This is a genomic window from Amycolatopsis australiensis (genome assembly GCF_900119165.1).
Lineage (GTDB): Bacteria > Actinomycetota > Actinomycetes > Mycobacteriales > Pseudonocardiaceae > Amycolatopsis > Amycolatopsis australiensis.
The window spans coordinates 5,980,332-5,999,063 of record NZ_FPJG01000006.1; the positions used below are offsets into that span (position 1 = coordinate 5,980,332).

The 18,732-nt window shown below is 73.9% G+C and carries 20 protein-coding genes; 5 read left to right on the top strand and 15 right to left on the bottom strand.

What is annotated here, in order from left to right:
- Nucleotides 1-88: 88 nt before the first annotated feature.
- Nucleotides 89-850: an ANTAR domain-containing protein gene (locus tag BT341_RS29255; RefSeq protein ID WP_245805362.1), complete on the bottom strand. Its 762-nt coding sequence runs from the start codon at nt 848-850 to the stop codon at nt 89-91.
- A 216-nt stretch (nt 851-1,066) separates the two neighbouring features.
- On the opposite strand from BT341_RS29255, the gene BT341_RS29260 reads away from it, so the two are divergent.
- Nucleotides 1,067-2,005, top strand: a complete 939-nt coding sequence (locus BT341_RS29260) for a PfkB family carbohydrate kinase (protein ID WP_072479339.1) — start codon at nt 1,067-1,069, stop codon at nt 2,003-2,005.
- 29 nt (nt 2,006-2,034) lie between these two features.
- Here BT341_RS29260 and ligD read toward each other — a convergent pair whose 3' ends face one another.
- From ligD to BT341_RS29285, 6 genes are all read right to left on the bottom strand, one after another.
- The gene (gene ligD, locus BT341_RS29265) at nt 2,035-3,618 is read right to left on the bottom strand and encodes a non-homologous end-joining DNA ligase (protein WP_072479340.1); all 1,584 of its coding nucleotides are present in this window, start codon (nt 3,616-3,618) and stop codon (nt 2,035-2,037) included.
- Nucleotides 3,619-3,635: 17 nt separating this feature from the next.
- Nucleotides 3,636-3,773 (bottom strand): hypothetical protein, encoded by a 138-nt coding sequence (locus tag BT341_RS45540; protein WP_177328916.1) that lies wholly within the window; start codon nt 3,771-3,773, stop codon nt 3,636-3,638.
- Nucleotides 3,774-3,778: 5 nt separating this feature from the next.
- Nucleotides 3,779-4,333 carry a hemerythrin domain-containing protein gene (locus tag BT341_RS29270; protein WP_072479341.1) on the bottom strand — a complete coding sequence of 185 codons (555 nt, stop codon included), beginning with the start codon at nt 4,331-4,333 and terminating at the stop codon, nt 3,779-3,781.
- A gap of 55 nt (nt 4,334-4,388) precedes the next feature.
- On the bottom strand, nt 4,389-4,574 hold the full coding sequence (locus tag BT341_RS29275; protein WP_072479342.1) for a hypothetical protein: 186 nt from the start codon (nt 4,572-4,574) through the stop codon (nt 4,389-4,391).
- Nucleotides 4,574-4,765 (bottom strand): hypothetical protein, encoded by a 192-nt coding sequence (locus tag BT341_RS29280; RefSeq protein WP_072479343.1) that lies wholly within the window; start codon nt 4,763-4,765, stop codon nt 4,574-4,576. The genes BT341_RS29275 and BT341_RS29280 overlap by 1 nt, the downstream gene beginning before the upstream one ends.
- A 101-nt stretch (nt 4,766-4,866) precedes the next feature.
- Complete coding sequence (locus BT341_RS29285) at nt 4,867-6,450, bottom strand: glycoside hydrolase family 13 protein (protein ID WP_072479344.1); 1,584 nt, start codon at nt 6,448-6,450, stop codon at nt 4,867-4,869.
- Between the two features lie 40 nt (nt 6,451-6,490).
- Here BT341_RS29285 and BT341_RS29290 point away from each other — a divergent pair, with 40 nt between their 5' ends.
- Nucleotides 6,491-7,279 (top strand): class I SAM-dependent methyltransferase, encoded by a 789-nt coding sequence (locus BT341_RS29290; protein ID WP_245805143.1) that lies wholly within the window; start codon nt 6,491-6,493, stop codon nt 7,277-7,279.
- 77 nt (nt 7,280-7,356) lie between these two features.
- Here BT341_RS29290 and BT341_RS29295 read toward each other — a convergent pair whose 3' ends face one another.
- Genes BT341_RS29295 through BT341_RS29315 form a run of 5 tightly spaced genes read right to left on the bottom strand, consistent with a single transcriptional unit; the run spans nt 7,357 to nt 13,090 of the window.
- Nucleotides 7,357-7,734 carry a hypothetical protein gene (locus BT341_RS29295; protein WP_072479346.1) on the bottom strand — a complete coding sequence of 126 codons (378 nt, stop codon included), beginning with the start codon at nt 7,732-7,734 and terminating at the stop codon, nt 7,357-7,359.
- A gap of 8 nt (nt 7,735-7,742) precedes the next feature.
- Complete coding sequence (locus tag BT341_RS29300) at nt 7,743-10,889, bottom strand: WXG100 family type VII secretion target (RefSeq protein ID WP_072479347.1); 3,147 nt, start codon at nt 10,887-10,889, stop codon at nt 7,743-7,745.
- Nucleotides 10,889-11,203: a hypothetical protein gene (locus tag BT341_RS29305; protein WP_072479348.1), complete on the bottom strand. Its 315-nt coding sequence runs from the start codon at nt 11,201-11,203 to the stop codon at nt 10,889-10,891. The genes BT341_RS29300 and BT341_RS29305 overlap by 1 nt, the downstream gene beginning before the upstream one ends.
- Nucleotides 11,200-11,475 carry an acyl carrier protein gene (locus tag BT341_RS29310; RefSeq protein ID WP_072479349.1) on the bottom strand — a complete coding sequence of 92 codons (276 nt, stop codon included), beginning with the start codon at nt 11,473-11,475 and terminating at the stop codon, nt 11,200-11,202. The genes BT341_RS29305 and BT341_RS29310 overlap by 4 nt, the downstream gene beginning before the upstream one ends.
- Nucleotides 11,456-13,090 carry a fatty acyl-AMP ligase gene (locus BT341_RS29315; protein ID WP_425426405.1) on the bottom strand — a complete coding sequence of 545 codons (1,635 nt, stop codon included), beginning with the start codon at nt 13,088-13,090 and terminating at the stop codon, nt 11,456-11,458. The genes BT341_RS29310 and BT341_RS29315 overlap by 20 nt, the downstream gene beginning before the upstream one ends.
- A gap of 69 nt (nt 13,091-13,159) precedes the next feature.
- Here BT341_RS29315 and BT341_RS29320 point away from each other — a divergent pair, with 69 nt between their 5' ends.
- On the top strand, nt 13,160-13,639 hold the full coding sequence (locus BT341_RS29320; RefSeq protein ID WP_072479351.1) for a DUF2087 domain-containing protein: 480 nt from the start codon (nt 13,160-13,162) through the stop codon (nt 13,637-13,639).
- On the opposite strand, the gene BT341_RS29325 is transcribed toward BT341_RS29320, so the two are convergent.
- Nucleotides 13,603-14,571 (bottom strand): sigma-70 family RNA polymerase sigma factor, encoded by a 969-nt coding sequence (locus tag BT341_RS29325; RefSeq protein ID WP_072479352.1) that lies wholly within the window; start codon nt 14,569-14,571, stop codon nt 13,603-13,605. The genes BT341_RS29320 and BT341_RS29325 overlap by 37 nt on opposite strands.
- 82 nt (nt 14,572-14,653) lie before the next feature.
- Entirely contained in the window at nt 14,654-15,169 is a 516-nt protein-coding gene (locus BT341_RS29330) for a bifunctional nuclease family protein (protein WP_072479353.1), read from the bottom strand.
- A gap of 169 nt (nt 15,170-15,338) precedes the next feature.
- Between BT341_RS29330 and BT341_RS29335 the strand changes: the two genes are divergently transcribed.
- Both BT341_RS29335 and BT341_RS29340 read left to right on the top strand, forming a co-directional pair.
- The gene (locus tag BT341_RS29335; RefSeq protein ID WP_072479354.1) at nt 15,339-15,812 is read left to right on the top strand and encodes an SRPBCC family protein; all 474 of its coding nucleotides are present in this window, start codon (nt 15,339-15,341) and stop codon (nt 15,810-15,812) included.
- A gap of 75 nt (nt 15,813-15,887) precedes the next feature.
- The gene (locus BT341_RS29340) at nt 15,888-17,294 is read left to right on the top strand and encodes an MFS transporter (protein ID WP_072479355.1); all 1,407 of its coding nucleotides are present in this window, start codon (nt 15,888-15,890) and stop codon (nt 17,292-17,294) included.
- Between the two features lie 15 nt (nt 17,295-17,309).
- Here the strand turns inward: BT341_RS29340 and pdxR are convergent, their stop codons facing one another.
- Nucleotides 17,310-18,722 carry a MocR-like pyridoxine biosynthesis transcription factor PdxR gene (pdxR, locus tag BT341_RS29345; protein WP_072479356.1) on the bottom strand — a complete coding sequence of 471 codons (1,413 nt, stop codon included), beginning with the start codon at nt 18,720-18,722 and terminating at the stop codon, nt 17,310-17,312.
- Nucleotides 18,723-18,732: the final 10 nt, after the last annotated feature.

Genomic DNA, 18,732 nt, shown 5'->3' on the forward strand with positions numbered 1-18,732 from the left:
CAGGCCTTCCGCGCCGGCGCGGGGCCGGCGTCGCAGCGGGTGATCAAGGACGGGATCTTGATACCCAAACCGCCGGAACGGAAACGCCTCAGTTCGCGGTGAACGCCGCCCAGAGCCGCTCGGCCGCGCGGTGCGCCGGGGCGCCCGGGCGGATCTCCGGGGTGCCGGCCGGCTGGGGCGCGGGGCCGCCGCCGACGTGCCCGACCAGGGCCACGGCCAGCTCGCGGACCTTGACGTTGAACTCCTGGCTGGCGCGCCGCAGCGTCTGCCACGCCTCGTCGGGCGAGCACCGGCGGACCGCCATGAGCACGCCTTTCGCCTGCTCGATGGCGGCGCGGGAGGCCAGCAGGTCCAGCGTCTGGTCCGGGTCGCCCGCGGTGGCCGTCTCGGCGACGACCAGGATCGTCTCGGTGAGCTTCTCGTAGCGCCGCAGGACGGCCAGGACGTCGCCGCCGGGCGGCCGGTCGAACGTCGCCGACAGCACGAACGTGCCGCCGTCGTCCCAGCTCCCGGGCAGCGCGGCGGCTCCGCGGACTTCGGCCAGCTCGGGGTGGCCGGCGAAGACGACGTCGCCGTTCAACGCGGGCCAGCGCTCGTCGGCGAACAGCTCGTCGGTCAGCACGGGCTCCCCGCCGGCGGCCGCGACGGCGACCGGGCCGCCGTGCGCCAGCTGGAGCGGGAGCAGCTTCTCCCCGATCCCGGCGGTGGCCAGCACCGCCGGCGCCCGGCCGGCGTGGCTGACGGTCAGGCCCGCGCCCAGGCACCCGGGCAGTTCGCCCGCGATGCGCTCGAGCAGGGCGTGCAGCAGCTCGGTCAGCGGTCTCCACCGGTCGGCCGCGTTCATCAGCATCTCGGTCACGCCTACTGATTTACCCGATCACGCCCGGGCCCACATCCGATGCGGGAGCAACCTGCGCCGCCGTCCGGCGCAACGCCGGTTCACCCTGTGACGATCACCGCACCGCGCGTGCCGCTCGACCCGAACGTGCGGTTTATCCGCCGCCCCGGCCGGGGTAGCCGATCATCGAATCCGAGGAGGCGCCATGACCGACCGGCGGTACCGCTGATGTTCAGCGAAGTCGTGGTCGTCGGGCAGATCGCCCGCGACCTGGTGATCGAGGTCCCGGACGCGCCCGGCGAAGACTCGTCGGCGCCGGTGAAGCACCGCAAGGAGATGCTCGGCGGCAAGGGCGCCAACCAGGCGGTGGCGCTGAGCCAGCTCGGCGTGGGGGTGTCGCTGGTCGGCGTCGTCGGCGCCGACCGGACCGGCGACGCCCTGCGCGCCCAGGCCCGCGCCGACCGGATCGGCACGTCCCACGTGGTCCGCCGGCCCGGGACCGAGACGGCACTGCTCATCGACGTGGTCGACGACCGCGGCCGCCGCCGCTACCTCGAGCACGTTCCCGAGGGGACGCTGGTCACCGAGACCGACGTCTTCGCCGCGTCCGCCCCGATCTCGGCCGCCGGCTCGCTGATCGTCCAGCTGCAGCAGCCCGCGGCGCCGGCGTTGCTGGCGGCCCGGCTGGCCCACACCGCGGGCACGCGCGTGGTGCTGGACGGCGCGCCCCAGGACGACACGCTGACCACCGACCTGCTCGCGCTGGCGGACGTCCTGCGCGCGGACGGACACGAAGCCGAACTGCTCACCGGCCGTCCGGTGGCCGACATCGCCAGTGCGGCCCGAGCGGCCGCGGACCTGCGGCGGCGCGGCCCGTCGCTGGTGGTGCTGGAGGTGGCGGGACGGGGCAACCTGTTCGCCGGCCCGGAGGGGTCGTGGTTCGTGCCCCACGTGCGGACGCAGGTCGTGGACCCGACCGGCGCGGGCGACGCGCTGATCGCGACGCTGACAGCGGCGCTGACCCGCCGCCGCCCCTTGGAGACGGCGGCCTGCCTGGCGGTGGCGGCCGCGGCGGCGACAACGGAACACGCGGGCGGCCGGCCGCACCTGTCCCCGCAGGAACTGGACCGGCTACGCCCCCGGCGGCTGGAGACGGTGGACGCCTGAGCGGCCGGCAGACCGCCGAACGCCGGCCGTTACAGCCCCGGCAGCTTCTGCTCCACACCGGCCAGCGCCGCGAACGGGTCGCCCCGCTCGGCCAGGCGGGACGGCACCTCCCGGATCGTCCACCGGTCCGGCGTCAGCTCCGGATCGTCCAGTTCGTCCCACTCCAGCGGCACCGACACCGGCGCCCCCGGCCGCGGGCGCACGCTGTACGGCGCGACCAGCGTCTTGTTGAGCACGTTCTGCGTGTAGTCGAGCCGGGCGCGGCCGCCGCGCTTGTCCTTGGACCACGCCCAGCTGACCAGGTCCGGCAGCACCCGCCCGATCGTCTTCGACACCGTCTCGGCCCACTCGCGCGTCTGCTCGTACGTGCAGTGCGGCGCGATCGGCACCCACACCTGGATCCCCCGCTGGCCGGTGACCTTCGGCCGCCCGGTCAGGCCGAGGTGCTCCAGCGCCGTCCGGTGCAGCCGGGCCAGTTCCAGCACCTCCGCGAACGTCGTCTCCGGGCCCGGGTCGATGTCGAACAGCACCCACGTCGGGTGGTCGACGTCCGCGGCTCGGGACGTCCAGGCGTGCAGCTCCAGCGCGCCGTAGTTCGCCAGCCAGGCCAGCGTCGCGACGCTGTCGGCGACGACGTACCGCTGGCTCTCGCCCGCGTCGGCGCGCTCGTTGCGCCACGTCGTCAGCCACTCCGGCGCGTGCCGCGGGACCTCCTTCTGCCAGAAGCCCGGCTCGGTGACGCCCTGCGGGAACCGGTGCGTGTTGAGCGGCCGCCCGGCCAGGTACGGCAGCATGACCGGCCCGACCGTGACGTAGTACCGGATGAGGTCGCGCTTGGTCACCGGCTTGCCGCCGTCGCGGGCGGGGAACAGCACCTTGTCCAGGTTGGTCAACGCCAGCTCGCGGCCCGCGACCGACCACTTGCCCTTGACGCCGAGCGCGTCCAGTGCGGCCAGCTCGTCGTCGGTCGCGGCCGGGAAGCCCACCGGCTCTTCGGCCGCCGCGGCCGGCCGGTCGCCGTGCCACAGCGCGTCCGGCGCGGCCGCCACCTCGTCGTTCGTGCGGCCGCTCTTCACCGAGCGCGGGTGGTCCTCGGCGTCCCAGCCTGCCGTGGCGTGCTCGTCCTGCTTGTGCAGCAGGAACCACTGGTCCTTCTCACCGCCGTCGCCGCGGCGGGTGCGGACCAGGACGAACCGGCCGGCCAGCTTTTCGCCGTCGAGGTCGAAGTGCAGCGTGCCGGCTTCGATCGCCTTCGCGGCGTCGTCCTCGACCGGCTGCCACACGCCGCGGTCCCAGACGATGACGTCGCCGCCGCCGTACTCGCCGCGCGGGATCACGCCTTCGAAGTCGGCGTACTCGATCGGGTGGTCTTCGACGTGCACGGCCAGCCGGCGCGCCTTCGGGTCCAACGTCGGCCCCTTCGGCACCGCCCAGCTGACCAGGACGCCGCCCAGCTCCAGCCGGAAGTCGTAGTGCAGCCGGCGGGCGCGGTGCCGCTGCACCACGAACCGGTGCCCGTCGGGCCCGGCCGCGCCGCCCGCCGGCTCGGCGGTGCGGCCGAAGTCGCGCATCTGCTGGTAACGCCGCAGTTTGCGGGCCGGATGCTCTGCCATGCCGACGGGGTACCCACTCAGTCCGGCGACGACCAGGGCGGGTTGTTCTCCGCCAGCTCCCGGTACTCGTCGACCTCCTGCGGCGTGGGATCGATGCCGGCCTCTTCGGCGAACGCCTCGGGGTCGGTGACGTCGTCGTCGGCCGGTTCGGTCATCGCGCTCACTTCCCCAGCGCGCCGCGGATGAGGTCACGCGCCCGGTCCATGATCGCGGCGGGCGGGCCCAGGACCAGGTTCGCCGTCGCGCTCTCGACACCGGGGTGCGGCCGGGTCGGCCCGACCGCTTCGGCGAGCTTCGCCGTCGCGGCCATCGCGCGCAGCCGCTCCGGCGGCCGGTGCGCCCGCAGCAGCGGGAACTCCTCGCGTTCCTCGTGCTCGGCGTGGGCCAGCACATCGTCGCGCAGCTGCACGAGGAGCGTGTCGAAGCCGTCGGCCTCCGGCCCCATCTTCTGCAGGGTGCTCAGCAGTTCCTTGGCGCGGTGCTCCTCGCCCAGCCGCGCCGCGACGACCGGCTCGGCGGCGGGTTCGAGGTCGCGGATCTCGGGGTGCACGACCATTTCCTCCGCCGTCTCGTGCACCGCGAGCAGCCGCACGAGGTCGTGGAACAGCTCCTGACGGCGGTCGCCGTCCGCGGTCTCCAGCCCGGCGAACAGCTCGCGGATCTCCCGGTGCTGCCGCTGCAGCAGCTCGATGACGTCCTCTTCGTTCTCCGGCACGGAAAGCCTCCTCCTCGTTCGGTGGTCAGCGGAGGCTTTCCCCGTCCGCGGCCGGTTACTCGTGCCGGTTCGCCAGTGTGAGCCACAGCGCGCCCGCGGCGGTCAGCGCGAGCCCGGCGACCGTCCACCACGACCACCACGTGAAGAAGGCGACGACCAGCCCGACGGCGAGCAGCACGCTCCCGCCGACCGCGGCGGTGTCCTCGTCGCCGCTGCGCGGAAACCCTCCGGCGACCGTCATCAGCCCATCCTCCCGTCGACGGCGGCCACCACCAGCGCGGCGCAGCGCGCCACCGTCAGGCCGCGCTCCTGCGCCATCGCCTTGAGCGCGGTGCGCGCGGCCGCGCCGCTCAATCCGTGCGCGGCAAGGACTTTCACGGCCATGCCGACGACGTCCGTGGCGGGCGGGGCGGCGGGCTGGGTGACGGGCATCGGACGACCTCCGGCTGGCTCGGCGGCGAAACGAACGCGACCGGATACCCCGTCGCCCCCGGTTTCACACGCTCAACCGAACCCGTCCCGGCGGGGCCGGCTCAACTCCGATCGAGCCACACCGCCGCGTCCGGCGGCACCCGGCCGTCCTCCGGCGGCACGCTCGCCAGCAGCACCCGCGCGTCGCCGGGCAGCTCGCACGCCTCGTCCGACAGGTTCACCAGGCACGCGAACCCCGGCTCCCGCGCGAAAGACAGCACGCCGGAAGACGACGGCAGCCACGTCATCGTCCCGTCGCCGAGCGCCGGGTGGCCGCGGCGTGTGGCGAGCGCGGCGCGGTACAGGCTCAGCATGGACGCCGGATCGGCCGCCTGGGCCTCGGCCGTCGCCGTCCGCCAGTGGGCGGGCTGCGGCAGCCACGGCGACCCGCCTTCGGGGCCGAACCCGAACGGCGGCGCCGTCCCCGACCACGGCAGCGGTACCCGGCAGCCGTCGCGGCCGCGGCGGGTGTGCCCGGACCGTTCCCACGTCGGGTCGGCGAGCACGGCCTCGGGCAGGTCCTCGACCTCCGCCAGCCCGAGTTCCTCGCCCTGGTACAGGTACGCGCCGCCGGGCAGGGCGAGCATCAGCAGCAGCGCCGCCCGGGCCCGCCGCGTGCCCCGCGCCAGGTCGCCGCCGGGCGCGAACCGCGTCACGTGCCGGACGACGTCGTGGTTGGACAGCACCCACGTCGCCGGCGCGCCGACCGGCGGCAGGGCTTCGAGCGTCCGGTCGATGACGGCCCGCAGCGCGCCGGCGTCCCAGTCGCAGCGCAGGAAGTCGAAGTTGAACGCGGTGTGCAGCTCGTCCGGGCGGACGTAGCGCGCGAGGCGGTCCGGCCGGTCGACCCACGCTTCGGCGACGAACACGCGGCCGGGTTCGAACTCGCCGGCGATCCTGCGCCAGGAGCGGTAGATGTCGTGCACGCCGTCGAGGTCCCAGTGCGGGTGGCGGCCGCGGCCGGGCGGCCGGACGATCTCTTCGTCGTCGGCGCCCAGGTCGGGGAAGGCGGGGTCCTTGAGCAGGCCGTGGGCGACGTCGATGCGGACACCGTCGACGCCGCGGGAGAACCAGAACCGCAGCAGGTCCTCGAACTCGGCCCGGACTTCGGCGTTGTCCCAGTTGAGGTCGGGCTGCTCGGGGGCGAACAGGTGCAGGTACCACTCGCCGCCGGGCACGCGGGTCCAGGCGGGGCCGCCGAAGACGCTGCGCCAGTCGGTGGGCGGCAGCTCGCCGTCCCGGCCACGGCCGGCCCGGAAGTGGTACCGCGCGCGTTCGGGCGAGCCGGGCGCGGCGGCCAGCGCGGCGCGGAACCACCGGTGCCGGTCGGAGGTGTGGTTCGGCACGACGTCGACGAGCACCCGCAGCCCGAGTTCGTGTGCCGCCGCGACCAGCTCGGGGACGTCGGCGTCGGTGCCGAACAGCGGGTCGACGGACCGGTGGTCTTCGACGTCGTAGCCGCCGTCGACCATCGGCGAGCGGTACCACGGCGTGGCCCACACCGCGTCGACGCCGAGGCCGGCCAGGTAGCCGAGACGGGAGCGCAGGCCCGCCAGGTCTCCGGTGCCGTCGCCGTCCGCGTCGGCGAAGCTGCGGACGTAGACCTCGTAGACGACGGCGTCGCGCCACCAGTTCGCGGAATCCATGACACCCGAGTATCGCGATCAGGGCCGTAGGCTGCAGAACGTGACTTGGGAACGGGATCCGTCCCGGTACGCCGGCAGTGCGGCCCACTACGCCCGTGGCCGCGTGGCCTATCCGGCGGAGCTGGCCACGGCGTTCGCCGCGGAACTGGATTCGGACGGCTCGGGGCGTCTGCTCGACGTCGGCTGCGGGCCGGGGTCGCTGACGCTGTTGCTGGCGGGGTCGTTCACGGAGGCGGTCGGGCTCGACGCGGACGCGGACATGCTGGCCGAAGCGGACCGGCTCGCGCGCCGGGCGGGAATCGGCCACTGCCGGTGGGTGCACCGGCGTGCGGAGGAGCTGCCGGCCGGGCTCGGCCGGTTCCGGCTGGTGACGTTCGCCCAGTCGTTCCACTGGTTGGACCGGCTTCGCGTGGCGACGACGGTGCACGGAATGCTCACCCGGGGCGGGGTGTGCGCGCACGTGCACGCGACGACCCACGAAGGCATCGACGGAACGGTGCCGCACGCGGAGATCGCGGAGCTGGTCAAGGAGTACCTCGGCCGGGTCCGGAGGGCGGGCCGCGGATCACCGGGCGACGAAGACGAGATCTACCGGGCAGCGGGGTTCCGCCGCCGGCGGCGGTTCGAGGTGCCGGGCCCGGTGGTGACCCGCTCGGCGGACGAGGTGGTGGCGGCGGTGTTCTCGCTGTCGAGTTCGACGCCCCATCTGTTCGGTGACCGGCGGGAGGAGTTCGAGGCTGATTTGCGGGAGCTGCTCGGCCGGGCGAGTCCGGAAGGGGTGTTCACCGAGCGGCTGCGGGAGATCGCCGTCGATCTGTGGGAGCCGTGACCGGTGGGTCGCCCCGCGGTGGTGGGCCCGGGGTTGTCGTCGGCGGCCTCCACCGCCGGGCGCGTGATCGCCCCGGCTCACCAGGGGTTGTTGTCGAAAGCCTCGTCGTCCTCCTCGGCCGCGCGGTGGCGGCGCGTCGGGCGGGGTGGTTCGTCCCTCGGTGGCCGCGGGGGCATCGGCGGGTTTCCCGGTGCGGCGGGGAACTCGACCGGGTCGTCGAATGCCGACGGGGGTTCCGCGTGCGTCCGGTCCGTGCTCCAGCCGGACTTCGTCTTGCGCTGGGCGAGTTCGCGGCGGTGCTGCACGTACCGCTCGGCCGCCTGGACCTGCTTGGTCATGTACTCGTGCGACTGGGCCTTGATCTCTTCGCCGCGCTGTTCACGCAGGGCGCGGCGCTCGGCCTGTTCGCGGACGAGTCCGTCCAGCTCGGCTTTCATGCCGGCGATGTCGGTCATGCGTCCTCCTACCAGGTCCGGGCGGACGGCGGGTCGTCGTCGTCGTTCAGCGAGCCGATGATCCGGCGGCCGGGCTCACCGAGGTTGTCGAAGACGGCGCCTTCGATCCGGTAGGCGGGCGAGCGCCGTTCGGTGTCGCCCCCGCCGCCACCGTGACCACCACCGCCCATGGCCCCCATGCCGCCGGGCATCCCGGACATCGGCTGGCCGGCAGCCCCGCCGACGGCAGCGGCGGGCGCGAAGGCGGCCACGGGCTGCGGCTGCGCGGTGCCGGTGTGGGCTCCGCCGGACGTGGGTGTTTCGCCGAGTCCGCCACCGTCGAAGCTGTGCGCCGGGAAGCCACCGTGCGAGCCACCCGCGAACCCGGCGGCCGACGGCCCACCCCCGCCGTGATGGGGCGCTGGGTTGTCGGCGCCGCCGGTGTGCGAGGTGCCACCCGAGTGGGAACCGCCGCCGTGCGACTCGCTGGAGCGGGAAGTGTCGCTGCTCGGCGAACCGCTGCCGTCGTGGGAGTTCTCGCCTGCGTGCGAACCACTGCTGTGCGAGTTGTCGCTGCCCGAATCGCTACCGCCGTGCGAACCGCTGCTCTGCGAGTGGCCGCCGGAGTGCGAGCCCTCGCCGCCGCTGTGGGAGCCGTCGCCGTGTGAAGTGTCGCCCGCGTGGTGCGTGCCGGGGTCGTCGAGGGTGCCGCGGTGGCTGGGCAGGTCGGCGCCGGGTGTGTCCGACGGCTTGTCTTCCTCGCCCAGTGTGTAGGTCGTCGGGGTGCCCTTGCCGTCGTCGACCGTGACCACCGTGGGGCCGTCCGGGCCGTCCGGACGCTCGGCCGTGATCTTGACGTCGCCGTCCTCGATGTGGATCTTGCCGTCCGCGCCGGGGTGGTACGTGCCGTCGTCCGTCCCTTGTGGACTCTCGGTGGACCAGTCGAGCTTGAAGTCCTTCGGGTCGCCGGGGCCGTCGCCGACCTTGATGTCCATCTTGCCGTCGTGGTCGGGCTCGGTCATCTCGAACGTCTTGTCGCCCTGCTTGACCTTCAGGACGTCCGGCTCGCCGTCGCCCAGCTTGCCGCCGTCGCCGGTGGGGTCCGTCTTGATCGGGTCGCCGCCGAACTCCTTCGGCGTGTCCGCTGCCGTGCCGTCGTCTCCCGCGGGTCCGCTGCCCGACTCCGTCTGGATGCCCGGGCCGCTGAACTGGCTCAGCGCATCCGCGGCCCGCTTCCTCGCCGCTTCCGCCGCGGCCTGGCCGTCGGGGGGTGGTACCGATGACGGGGTCGTGGCTTCCCCGCTTTCCCCCGAAGGTGTGGACAGATCCGGGATCGGCGGGATCGAGCCGCCCCCGCCGGATCCGCTGCCCGAGCCGGAACCACCGGACGGTGTGGACAGGTCCGGAATCGACGGCAACGGTCCACCGCCGCCCCCGCCGGAACCCGGGCCACCGCTCGCGCCGCTGGGCACGTCCACACCGCCGCCGGGCACGCCGGAACCCGAACCGCCGTCGGGGATCGGTGGCACCGAGCCGCCGCCGGAGCCCGCTCCCCCGCCGGGGATATCCGGACCCGAGCCGCCCGGACCATCGGCCGCACCGAAGCCGCCCAGCACGCCGGAACCCGAGCCACCGGAGACGCCCGCCCCCGAGCCGCTGGGCCCACCCGCGCCGGACCCACCCGGTAGACCTGAACCGCCAGGCATACCCGCACCCGAACCACCGGGCACATCCGCGCCGGATCCACCGGAGCCACCGGGCACACCTGCACCCGAGCCACCCGAACCGGCAGGCACGCCCACGCCCGAGCCATCCGGCAGACCCGCGCCCGAGCCACCGGAGCCACCGGGCACGCCCGCACCCGATCCACCCGAGCCCCCACCAGGCACACCCGTGCCCGAGCCATCCGGCACACCCGCACCGGATCCGGCCCCGCCGCCCGAGCCACCCGCGGCACCCGGCCCACCGGCCCCGGAACCACCGGCCCCGGAACCACCGGGCAGCGACACACGCTCGAACTCGTTCTTCACCGCGCCCATGACCTTGTCGAGCGCGTCGTACGCCTGGTCGACCAGGTCCTTCGTGTCCTTGCAAGTCTTCGCGAACCCTTGGTACAGCCGGTCCCACATGTCGGGGTTGAACTGGTTCTGGATCCACTGCTTGGCCAGGTCCTGGCCGTGCTGCTTGATCTCGTCGCCGTCGCAGCAGCCCCGGTCGTTCAGCGTCTGGACGAGGTTCGTGCCGAAGTTGAGGTCCATCCAGCCCGCGATCTGGGCGAGGTCCTCCTCGTTGCCGTGTTCGCCGTTGGCGACGGCGACCACCTTCTGCGCCATCGTGTAGTCCGCTTTGCCGACCAGATCGGTGTACATGCCGACCACCGCGTCGGCCTTGCCCTTGCACAGCTGGAACACCGTGGTCGCGGTGTGCAGGGTCGCTTCGCTCGCGTTGCCGAGCGTCTGCGCCAGCTTGGCCGCCTTCGGCTGGATCTTGTCGTTGTAGGTGTCCGACGCCGCGTCGGCTCCCGCGCCGCTCCACGTCCGGTACAGGCTGCTCAGCTGGGCGCCGGTGTCCTGCAGCGTCCGGTCCACCGTGTCCGCGCCGCGCTTGAAGTGCGCCGCGTCCGCGACGAAGTCCGCGAAGCTGATCCCGCGCTGCTCGTCGAACGGCGCCCGGATGTCCTTGTCCAGGTCGATCGGGCGGGTGTTGCCGCGGCAGTCGTCGGGGATCTTGGCCAGCAGCGACCCGAACGTCTCGAACAGCTTCAGCGCCGGGGCGGCCGCGTCGAAGATCTCGTCGGACGTCTTCGTCCCCGTGCTGCTCCCGTCGTCACCCGAAGCCGGCGGCTGGGTGCCGTCGAGCTTCGCCTTGCCTTCGTCGACGGCCTTCTTTTCCTGGTCCTGGTTGTAGCTGTTCCGGTCGCCGCTCTGCTTGGCCTTGTCGTAGGCCTCGTCGACGGACTGGCCGGCGAAGAACGGGTTCGCGTCGTACGCACCGGCGTACTTGGCGGCTTCCTGCCGCTTCTGCTTGATGTCGTCGGGTTCCTGGTCGGCCAGGAACGGCGGCGGTGGCGGGTTCTCCCGCAGCCAGCTGCTGATCAGCGCGGTCTTCTGCGCGGCGGGGACGCTCGGGTCGTCGAGCACCGCCTTGACGTCGGACCACGTCTTCCGGTCGGCCATCAGTGCGCTCCGGCGTTCGTGATCGCGGCCGACTGCGAGTCTTCGTTCGCGCTGTAGCTCGACCCGGCGGTACCGAGGTTCGCGCCGAACGAGCCGAGTGTGCTGCTGTAGCCGGAAACCGCGGCCCACAACGCCTGCGCGCCCGCGGTGTACTTCGCCGCGTGTGCGCCGTGCGCGCGGCCGAACTTCTCCGCCGTCACCTGCGGGGTCTGCAGGTCCGGGTTGTCGTCGAGCAGGTGCTCCGCCAGGTCACCGATGGTCTTGGACGCCGCCGACAACGCCTCGGTCGTCGCGGTGTACCCCCCGCCGCTCATTTCCGCGCCTCTCCGGTAGATCCGCCAGTTCCCAGGGCTTCCGCGAGCACGGCGGCCACCGAACCCACGTCGGTGAACCGATCGAGCAGGTCCAGGTCGATCGTCACGCCGTAGTAGACCTCCAGCGCCGCCAGGAGCCGGATCCGGCCCTTCGAGTCGATGCCCAGCTCCTCCAGGGGCGCGTCGGGCTCGACGAGGGCCGGGTCGAGCCGGAAGGTGTCGCTGACGACCTTCGTGACCTCGGCGCGGTGATCACCCACGGGCGCCACCATAACGTGCCCTGGCGGCCGACCGGGCGACCTTGCCGCTCGATGTGCGCGGAAGTCCGCCGGAAGGGACCAGATGTACCGCACGGAGCGTGAGATCGTGCTCGCGCGACACCGCGCGCAGCACGGCCCGGGTGACTTCCTTGACGTCCGCGCCGGCGTCGCGAACGCACTCCGCCACCACCATCGCGCCTTCACCTCGCTCGTCCGTGACGCCGAACGCGGCGACGCGGTCGCGGCGGATCGCGGGATGGGCCTCGCCCGCCGCCGCCTCGATGTCCTGCGGGTGGAAGTTGCGGCCGTCGATGACGATCAGGTCTTTGAGCCGCCCGGTGACGTAGAGGTCGCCGCGGTGCACGACGCCGAGGTCGCCGGTGCGCAGCCAGCCGCCGAGACCGTCCAGGGTGGCGCCGAACGCGGCCGCGTCGCCGCGGCCCCAGTAGCCGGTGGCGACGTTCGGGCCGCGCACCCAGATTTCGCCGACCGCGCCCTCGGGCTGCTCGCGGCCGTCGCGGACGATCCGGACGAGCTGCCCGACGGGGCGGCCCACCGACACGAGCTCCTGGCCACCGGCGGTTTCGACGGCCCGCCCCTGCGCGAGCGCTTCGCGGTCGAACACGGCGCCGCGCGGGCCTTCCGGGCCCGCGCTCGCGACGTACACGGTGGCTTCGGCCAGTCCGTACGAAGGCCGGTGTGCCGCCCGCCGGAACCCGCGCGGGCCGAAGACTTCCTGGAAGCGTTCGATCGTCCGGGGCCGCACGGGTTCGCTGCCGTTGAGCGCCACGCGCACGTCCGAAAGATCGAGGTCGTCGTCCGCGCCGGCGTCGGCGGCGAGGTCGTAGGCGAAGTTCGGGGCGGCGGTGAACACGGCGGGGTGGTCCGCGAGCTGCCGCAGCCACCGCCGCGGCCGGTGGACGAACTCCGCCGGCGCCATGAACACCGCCCGCGCGCCGGCGAAGACCGGCAGGCACAGCAGCTGGATCAGGCCCATGTCGTGGAAGAACGGGATCCAGCCGGCGCAGGTGGTGCCCTCGTCCACGGCGTAGGCACGCGAGCCCTGCCAGCAGGCCGCGACGATCGCCCGGTGCGGGATCACCGCGCCGGCCGGTTCGCGCGTCGAACCGGACGTGTACTGCAGATAGGCCGGATCCTCCGGCGCCACGGGCACCGGATCGGCGCCCGGCCCGGTCAGCTCGTCGACCACCACGACGTGCTCGTGCGCGGGCAGCCGCGCCGCCGCGGCCGACGACGTCAGCCAGACGCGGGCGCCGCAGTCGGCCAGCACCCCCGCGAGCCGGTCGGCCTGGGCCCGGGTCGCGGGCGCCATCAGCGGGACCGCCACCAGTCCGGCGGCCAGCGCGCCGAAGAAGGCGACCGGGTAGGCCAGCTCCTGCCCGGCGAGGACGGCGACGCGCTCCCCCGGCTCGGCCGTCCGGCGCAGCTCGCCCGCCACGACCCGGACCCGGGCGGCGAACTGGGCCCACGTCAGCGTGTGCTCGGCGCCGCGGGTGTGATCCTGGTGGGTGAACAGCGGCCGGTCGTCGTCCGCGCGGGCGAACAGCCGCTCCACGATCGAGACGCGCAGCACCGCCTCGGGCACGGTCACCGGCGGACGGGGCACGCGAGGCAACCTACTGGACACCGGATATCCGGTTCGCCGCCGGGGCGGCGGCCGGTACGGTCGGAGGCCATGGCCGCACCGGAAGCTCTCGTCTCCGCCCTCGCGGACCCGGCACGTCTGCTGCTGTTCGCGCGCATCTGCGCCGCGCCCGAAGGACTTCCCCACGACGAGGTCCCGGCCAAGCTCGTGCGGCGGCTGGCCGACGCGGGGCTCGTCACGCTCGGGCAGGACCGCTGCCGGGCCGCGCCCGAGGTGTTCCGCGACGCGCTGGCCAAGGCCCCGGCCGACCCGCTCGACGCGCTGTTCCGCCGCGGCCGGCTCGTCACGATCCCGCATTCGGGCAAGCGGCGGCAGCTGCTGCTCGCGTATCTCGCCGAGCGGTTCGAGCCGGGCCGGCTCTACACCGAGCGGGAAGTCCGCGAGAAGCTCGTGATGGTCCACGACGACCACGCGACGCTGCGCCGCTACCTCGTCGACGAAGGCCTGCTGCAGCGCAGCAACGACGGCGGCGCCTACGGCCGTCCGTCGGAGGCTCGCGTCGCCGGCTGAGTGGCGGGCAGGCCGAACAGCGCCAGCACGGCGGGATCGGCGAACACCACGTTGTGCGCGACCCGCCCCCCGGTGACCGTGAACACCTGCACGGTGTGCAGCCGGTACCCGCCGGTGTCGTCGCGGCAGTACGCCACCAGCGCCGGCTGGCCGTTGGCCGCCGTACGGGTCATGCGCCAGTCCGGGCCGCGCATGGCGAACAGCCGTTCCAGGAACCGGCCGTAGCCGTCGCGGCCGCGGTACCACAGCGGCACCGGCGGCATCTCCATCACGACATCGTCGGTCAGCAGCTCGACCAGCCCGGCGATGTCGGCGCGCTCGAACGCCCGCACATAGCGGTCCAGGACCGCTTCGACCGCCGAGTCGTCCGGCTCGGGAACCTCGTCCGCCGACAGGCCGCCGAGACCCGCGCGGGCGCGCTGCAGGGCGCTGTTGACCGCCGCGGGCGTCGTGTCCAGGAAGCCGGCCACCTCCGCCGCGCTGAACTCGAGGACGTCCCGCAGGATCAGCACCGCGCGCTGCTTCGGCGGCAGCGTCTGCATGGCCGCGAGCAGCGCCAGCCGCAGCGTGCCCCGGCGGGCCAGCCGCAGGCCGGGGTCGTCCAGGCGCGCGTCCGGGAACGGGTGCAGCCACGGGATTTCGAACGACGGCGTCAGCGGCGCCTGCGGGTCCTCGCTCGGACGGCCGAGGCCGGACGGCAGCGGGCGCCGGGCCCGGCCTTCCAGCGCCGTCAGGCACGCGTTGGTCGCGATCCGGTAGAGCCACGTGCGCACCGACGCGCGGGCCGGGTCGTAGCCCGCCCACGCCTTCCAGGCCCGGATCAGCGTCTCCTGGACCAGGTCCTCGGCCTCGTGCACCGAGCCCAGCATGCGGTAGCAGTGCACCAGCAGCTCACGCCGGTGCGGCTCGGTGCGGGCCGCGAAGTCCTGCATCGTTCTCCCGTTCGGCCGGAGACGGTCGACGGAATGTACCGGCGCCGCCGCCGGAATTCATCGCCGCGGGAGCGTGTCCGCGCTACAGGTCGCCGAAGTCCTCGGGACTCAGGTCGTCGAGCTCGGCGCGGAACTGGGCGATCTCGGCCTCGGCGTCCAGCACGTCGGCGGCCGGCCCCTCGGCCTCCTGCTCGACCTCCAGCTGCACCGACGCGACGTCGAGCACCGATTCGGCGACGGTGATCGGCGCGCCCTGGCGCAGGCCGAGCGCGACCGCGTCGCTCGGGCGGGCCGACACGCGGGTCCCGGAGGCGAGCACCAGGTCGGCGTAGAAGATCCCGTCCCGCACGTCGGTCAGCTCCACCGCGGCGACCCCCTGGCCGAACGCCGCGAGCACGTCACCGAGCAGCTCGATCGTCCCGGGCCGCGGTAGGGCGATCTGCTCGCGCGCCCGCACGAGCGCCTCCGCCTCGCCGTACCCGATCATGATCGCGAGCCAGCGGCGCGCCCCCTCCGGCTCGCGCAGCAGCATCAGCGGTGCCTCACCGGGAACCGGAACAGCCATCCCCACGACCTCGATCGGGATCACGCCGACCACCGCCCCTCCGTGTAGGGAACCCTCGCGCGCGGGATACCCAGAACGGCCGGGCGGCAACCGGGTTTCGCACGTGGGTTTTCCAGGGGTTTCCCCGGTGGCGGCTCTCCGTTGCTGCGGAGATCGCCGCGACGCCTTGCCGGGCGCGTCGCGGCGCTGTCACCGTCGGGGGGTGGAGCCGACGATTTCGCGCAGCATCGACGTCCCCGCCGAGCCGGCGACCGTGTGGGCGTGGGTCACCGACCTGCCGCGGATGGGCGAGCTGAGCCCGGAGAACGTCGGCGGCCGCTGGCTGGACGGCACCGGCCCGGCACTGGGGGCGCGGTTCCGCGGCCGCAACCGCAACGGCGAGCTGAGCTGGTGGACGCGGGTGCGCGTGGTGGGGTTCGAGCCGCCGCACCGGTTCGCCTTCGACGTGCGGACGCCGTTCGGGTCACGGGTCTCGCGGTGGGAGTACGTGCTGGTGCCGAGCGCGGCCGGCTGCCGGGTCACCGAGAACTGGTACCGGATCGGGAGCTGGGTCGTGCGGAAGTTCATGGGCCCGCGCGTGACCGGCCGCGCCGACCGGCCCGGCTACAACGTCCGGTCGATCGAGCACACCCTCGCCGCGTTGAAGGCCCGGGCCGAGGAGCAGGCCGCGGCGTGACCGCTCCCACCACGTCAGTCTCTTATTGAAACCCGCGTTCTCCAGCTAGGTTGTGTTTTCGAACCTAGGAGGACCATGACCGGCGCCACTCCCAAGCCCGGCCTCGTGCTGCTGGTCGTCTCGACGGCCGCGTTCCTGGCCGGCCTGGACACCTTCATCGTCACGATCGCCTTCCCCGGCATCCGGGCGGCGTTTCCCGGCGACGACCTCGCCACGCTGTCGTGGGTGCTCAACGGCTACACGGTGCTGTTCGCCGCCTGCCTCGCACCGGCCGGGCGGCTGGCCGACCGGTACGGCCGCAAGCGGCTGTTCCTGCTCGGCGTCGCGGTGTTCACCCTCGCGTCGGCCGCGTGCGCGGCCGCGCCGTCGATCCCGCTGCTGATCGCGTTCCGCGCGGTGCAGGCCATCGGAGCCGCGCTGGTCATGCCGACGTCGCTGGCGCTGCTGCTGACGGCGTTCCCGGCCCGCCGGCGGCCGATGGCGGTCGGCGTGTGGGCGTCGGTCGGCGCGGCGGCCGCGGCGCTCGGCCCGCCGGTCGGCGGCCTGCTGGTCGAGGCGTCCTGGCGCTGGGTGTTCCTGGTGAACCTGCCGATCTGCGCGGTCACGCTGCTGGCCGGCCCGCGGGTCCTGCCGGAGTCGCGGGACACGTCGACGGGCGTGCCGGACCTGCTCGGGGCGGCCGGGCTGCTGGCCGGCGTGGGCGCGCTGGCCTACGCGCTGGTCGAGGCGCCCGAGCACGGCTGGGACGCCGCCGACGTCCTGGTGGCCTTCGCGGTCGCGGCGGTGGCGCTGGCCTGGGTGCCGCTGCGCTCGGCACGGCACGCGGTGCCGGTGCTGGACCTGCCCGCGCTGCGCGTCCCGACGCTGTGGCTGGCGTGCGTGACGACCGGCGTGTTCGCGGCCGGGTTCGCCGCGATGCTCTTCGGCAATGTGCTGTTCCTGACCTCGGTCTGGCACGACTCGATCCTCGTGGCCGGCCTGTCGCTGGCGCCGGGCCCGCTGATGGTGGTGCCGGTGTCGGTGCTCGGCGGCCGGTTCGTGCACCGCCACGGCCCGGGCCCGGTGGTCGCGCTCGGCGGCGTGTCGTTCGGGGCGGGCGTGCTGATCTGGCTGCTGCGCATGGACTCGGTGCGCGACTACGCCGGGTCGATGCTGCCCGGCCAGCTGCTGACCGGCATCGGGGTGGGGCTGATCCTGCCGAGCCTGTCGGGCGTGGTGGGCACGGTCCTGCCGCCGTCACGCTGGGGCGCGGGCTCGTCGATGGTGAACACGACCCGGCAGATCGGCACGGTGCTCGGGACGGCCGTGCTGGTGGCGATCTTCGCCGGCGCGCCCGGCCTGACCGGCTTCCGCCACGGCTGGCTCCTGGTCCTGGCGGCGGCGTTGGCGACCGGCGTGGGCGGCGTGCTCATCGCGGCACGACGGCGAAGGGACCACCACCCGGATCAGCCGGCCGCGGTCGTGAGCGTGAAACCGGGTTAGCACACTGTTTCTCACTCACGACCGCCAGGCCCGGTCGAGAGCCGCGAGGCCGTCGCCGATCCGCTCCACCGGGATCGAGCCGTAGCCGAGGACCAGCCCCGGCGCCGGAAATCCGCCGCAGAGATCGGAAAGCGCCTGCACCACCACGCCGTTGCGCGCGGCCCGGGCGGCCACCGCCTCCAGGTCGGTGCCGTCCTCGCCGAAGGCGCACAGGTGCAGGCCCGCGGCCGACGGGATCCGGCGCAGGCGCCCGGCGAAGAGTTCATCCACAGTAGACACGAGACGTTCGTGGCGCTCGGCGTACACCTTCGTCGCGCGGCGGATGTGGCGGGCGAAGAGCCCTTCGTCGACGAACCGGGCCAGCGCGGCCTGCGCGGGCAGGTCGCCGTGCCAGTCGGTGAGCCGGCGGGCGTGGCGCAGGGCGTCCCGCAACGACGCCGGCGCGACCAGGAAACCCAGGCGCAGCATGGGAAGCAGCGTCTTCGAGAACGAGCCGACGTACGCCACGCGCCCCGCCCGGTCCAGGCTCTGCAACGGCTCCAGCGGCCGGTCGGAGAAGCGGAACTCGCTGTCGTAGTCGTCCTCGACGATCACCGCGTCCGCGCGCTCGGCCCACGCCAGCAACGCCGTGCGGCGGGGCAGGGACATCGGCGTCCCCAGCGGGAACTGGTGCGACGGCGTGACGTACACCAGCTTCGTCCGCGCGGGCAACGCGGCGACGTCCAGGCCCTCGCCGTCGACCGGCACCCCGGCGATTTCGGCGCCGTGGGAAGCGAAGAGCAGCTTCGCCTGCCGGTAGCCCGGCTCCTCGACGGCGACGCGGTCGCCCGGCGAGAGCAGCACGCGGCACAGCAGGTCGAGGGCCTGCTGGGCGCCCTGGGTGACGAGCACGTCGTCCGCGCCGGCGCGCACCGAACGCGAGACGCCGACGTGCCGGGCGATCGCCGCGCGCAGGCCCGCGTGTCCGGCAGGGTCGCCGTAGTGCGCGAACCCGGCGGCGTCCCGCAGTTCCCGCGCGAGCAGCCGCCGCCACGTCTCGAGGGGGAACAAGGCGGCGTCGGGGATGCCGACGCGGAAGTCGTACACCGGCGCTTGCGCGGCCGCCGCGTCCGGCGGCGGCAGCGACCGCCAGATCGCCTTCGGCCGTGGCCCGTGCCCGGACGGCGCGCGGCGGGGTTTCGTCGCCGGGAGGGACGTGCTGACGTAGGTTCCCGCGCCGACCCGGCCGGTGAGGAAGCCGTCGGCCGTCAGCCGGTCGTAGGCCACCGCGACGGTGTTGCGCGAGACGGCCAGCCGTCGCGCCAGCTCCCGCGTCGGCGGCAACCGCTCCCCGGCCCGCAGCCTGCCGTCCAGCACGGCGTCGCGCAGCTGGCGGTAGATCCGGACGGACAGGTCACCGCGTCCGGCCAGGCTGACGTGGAAGTCCATCCGGCGAGCC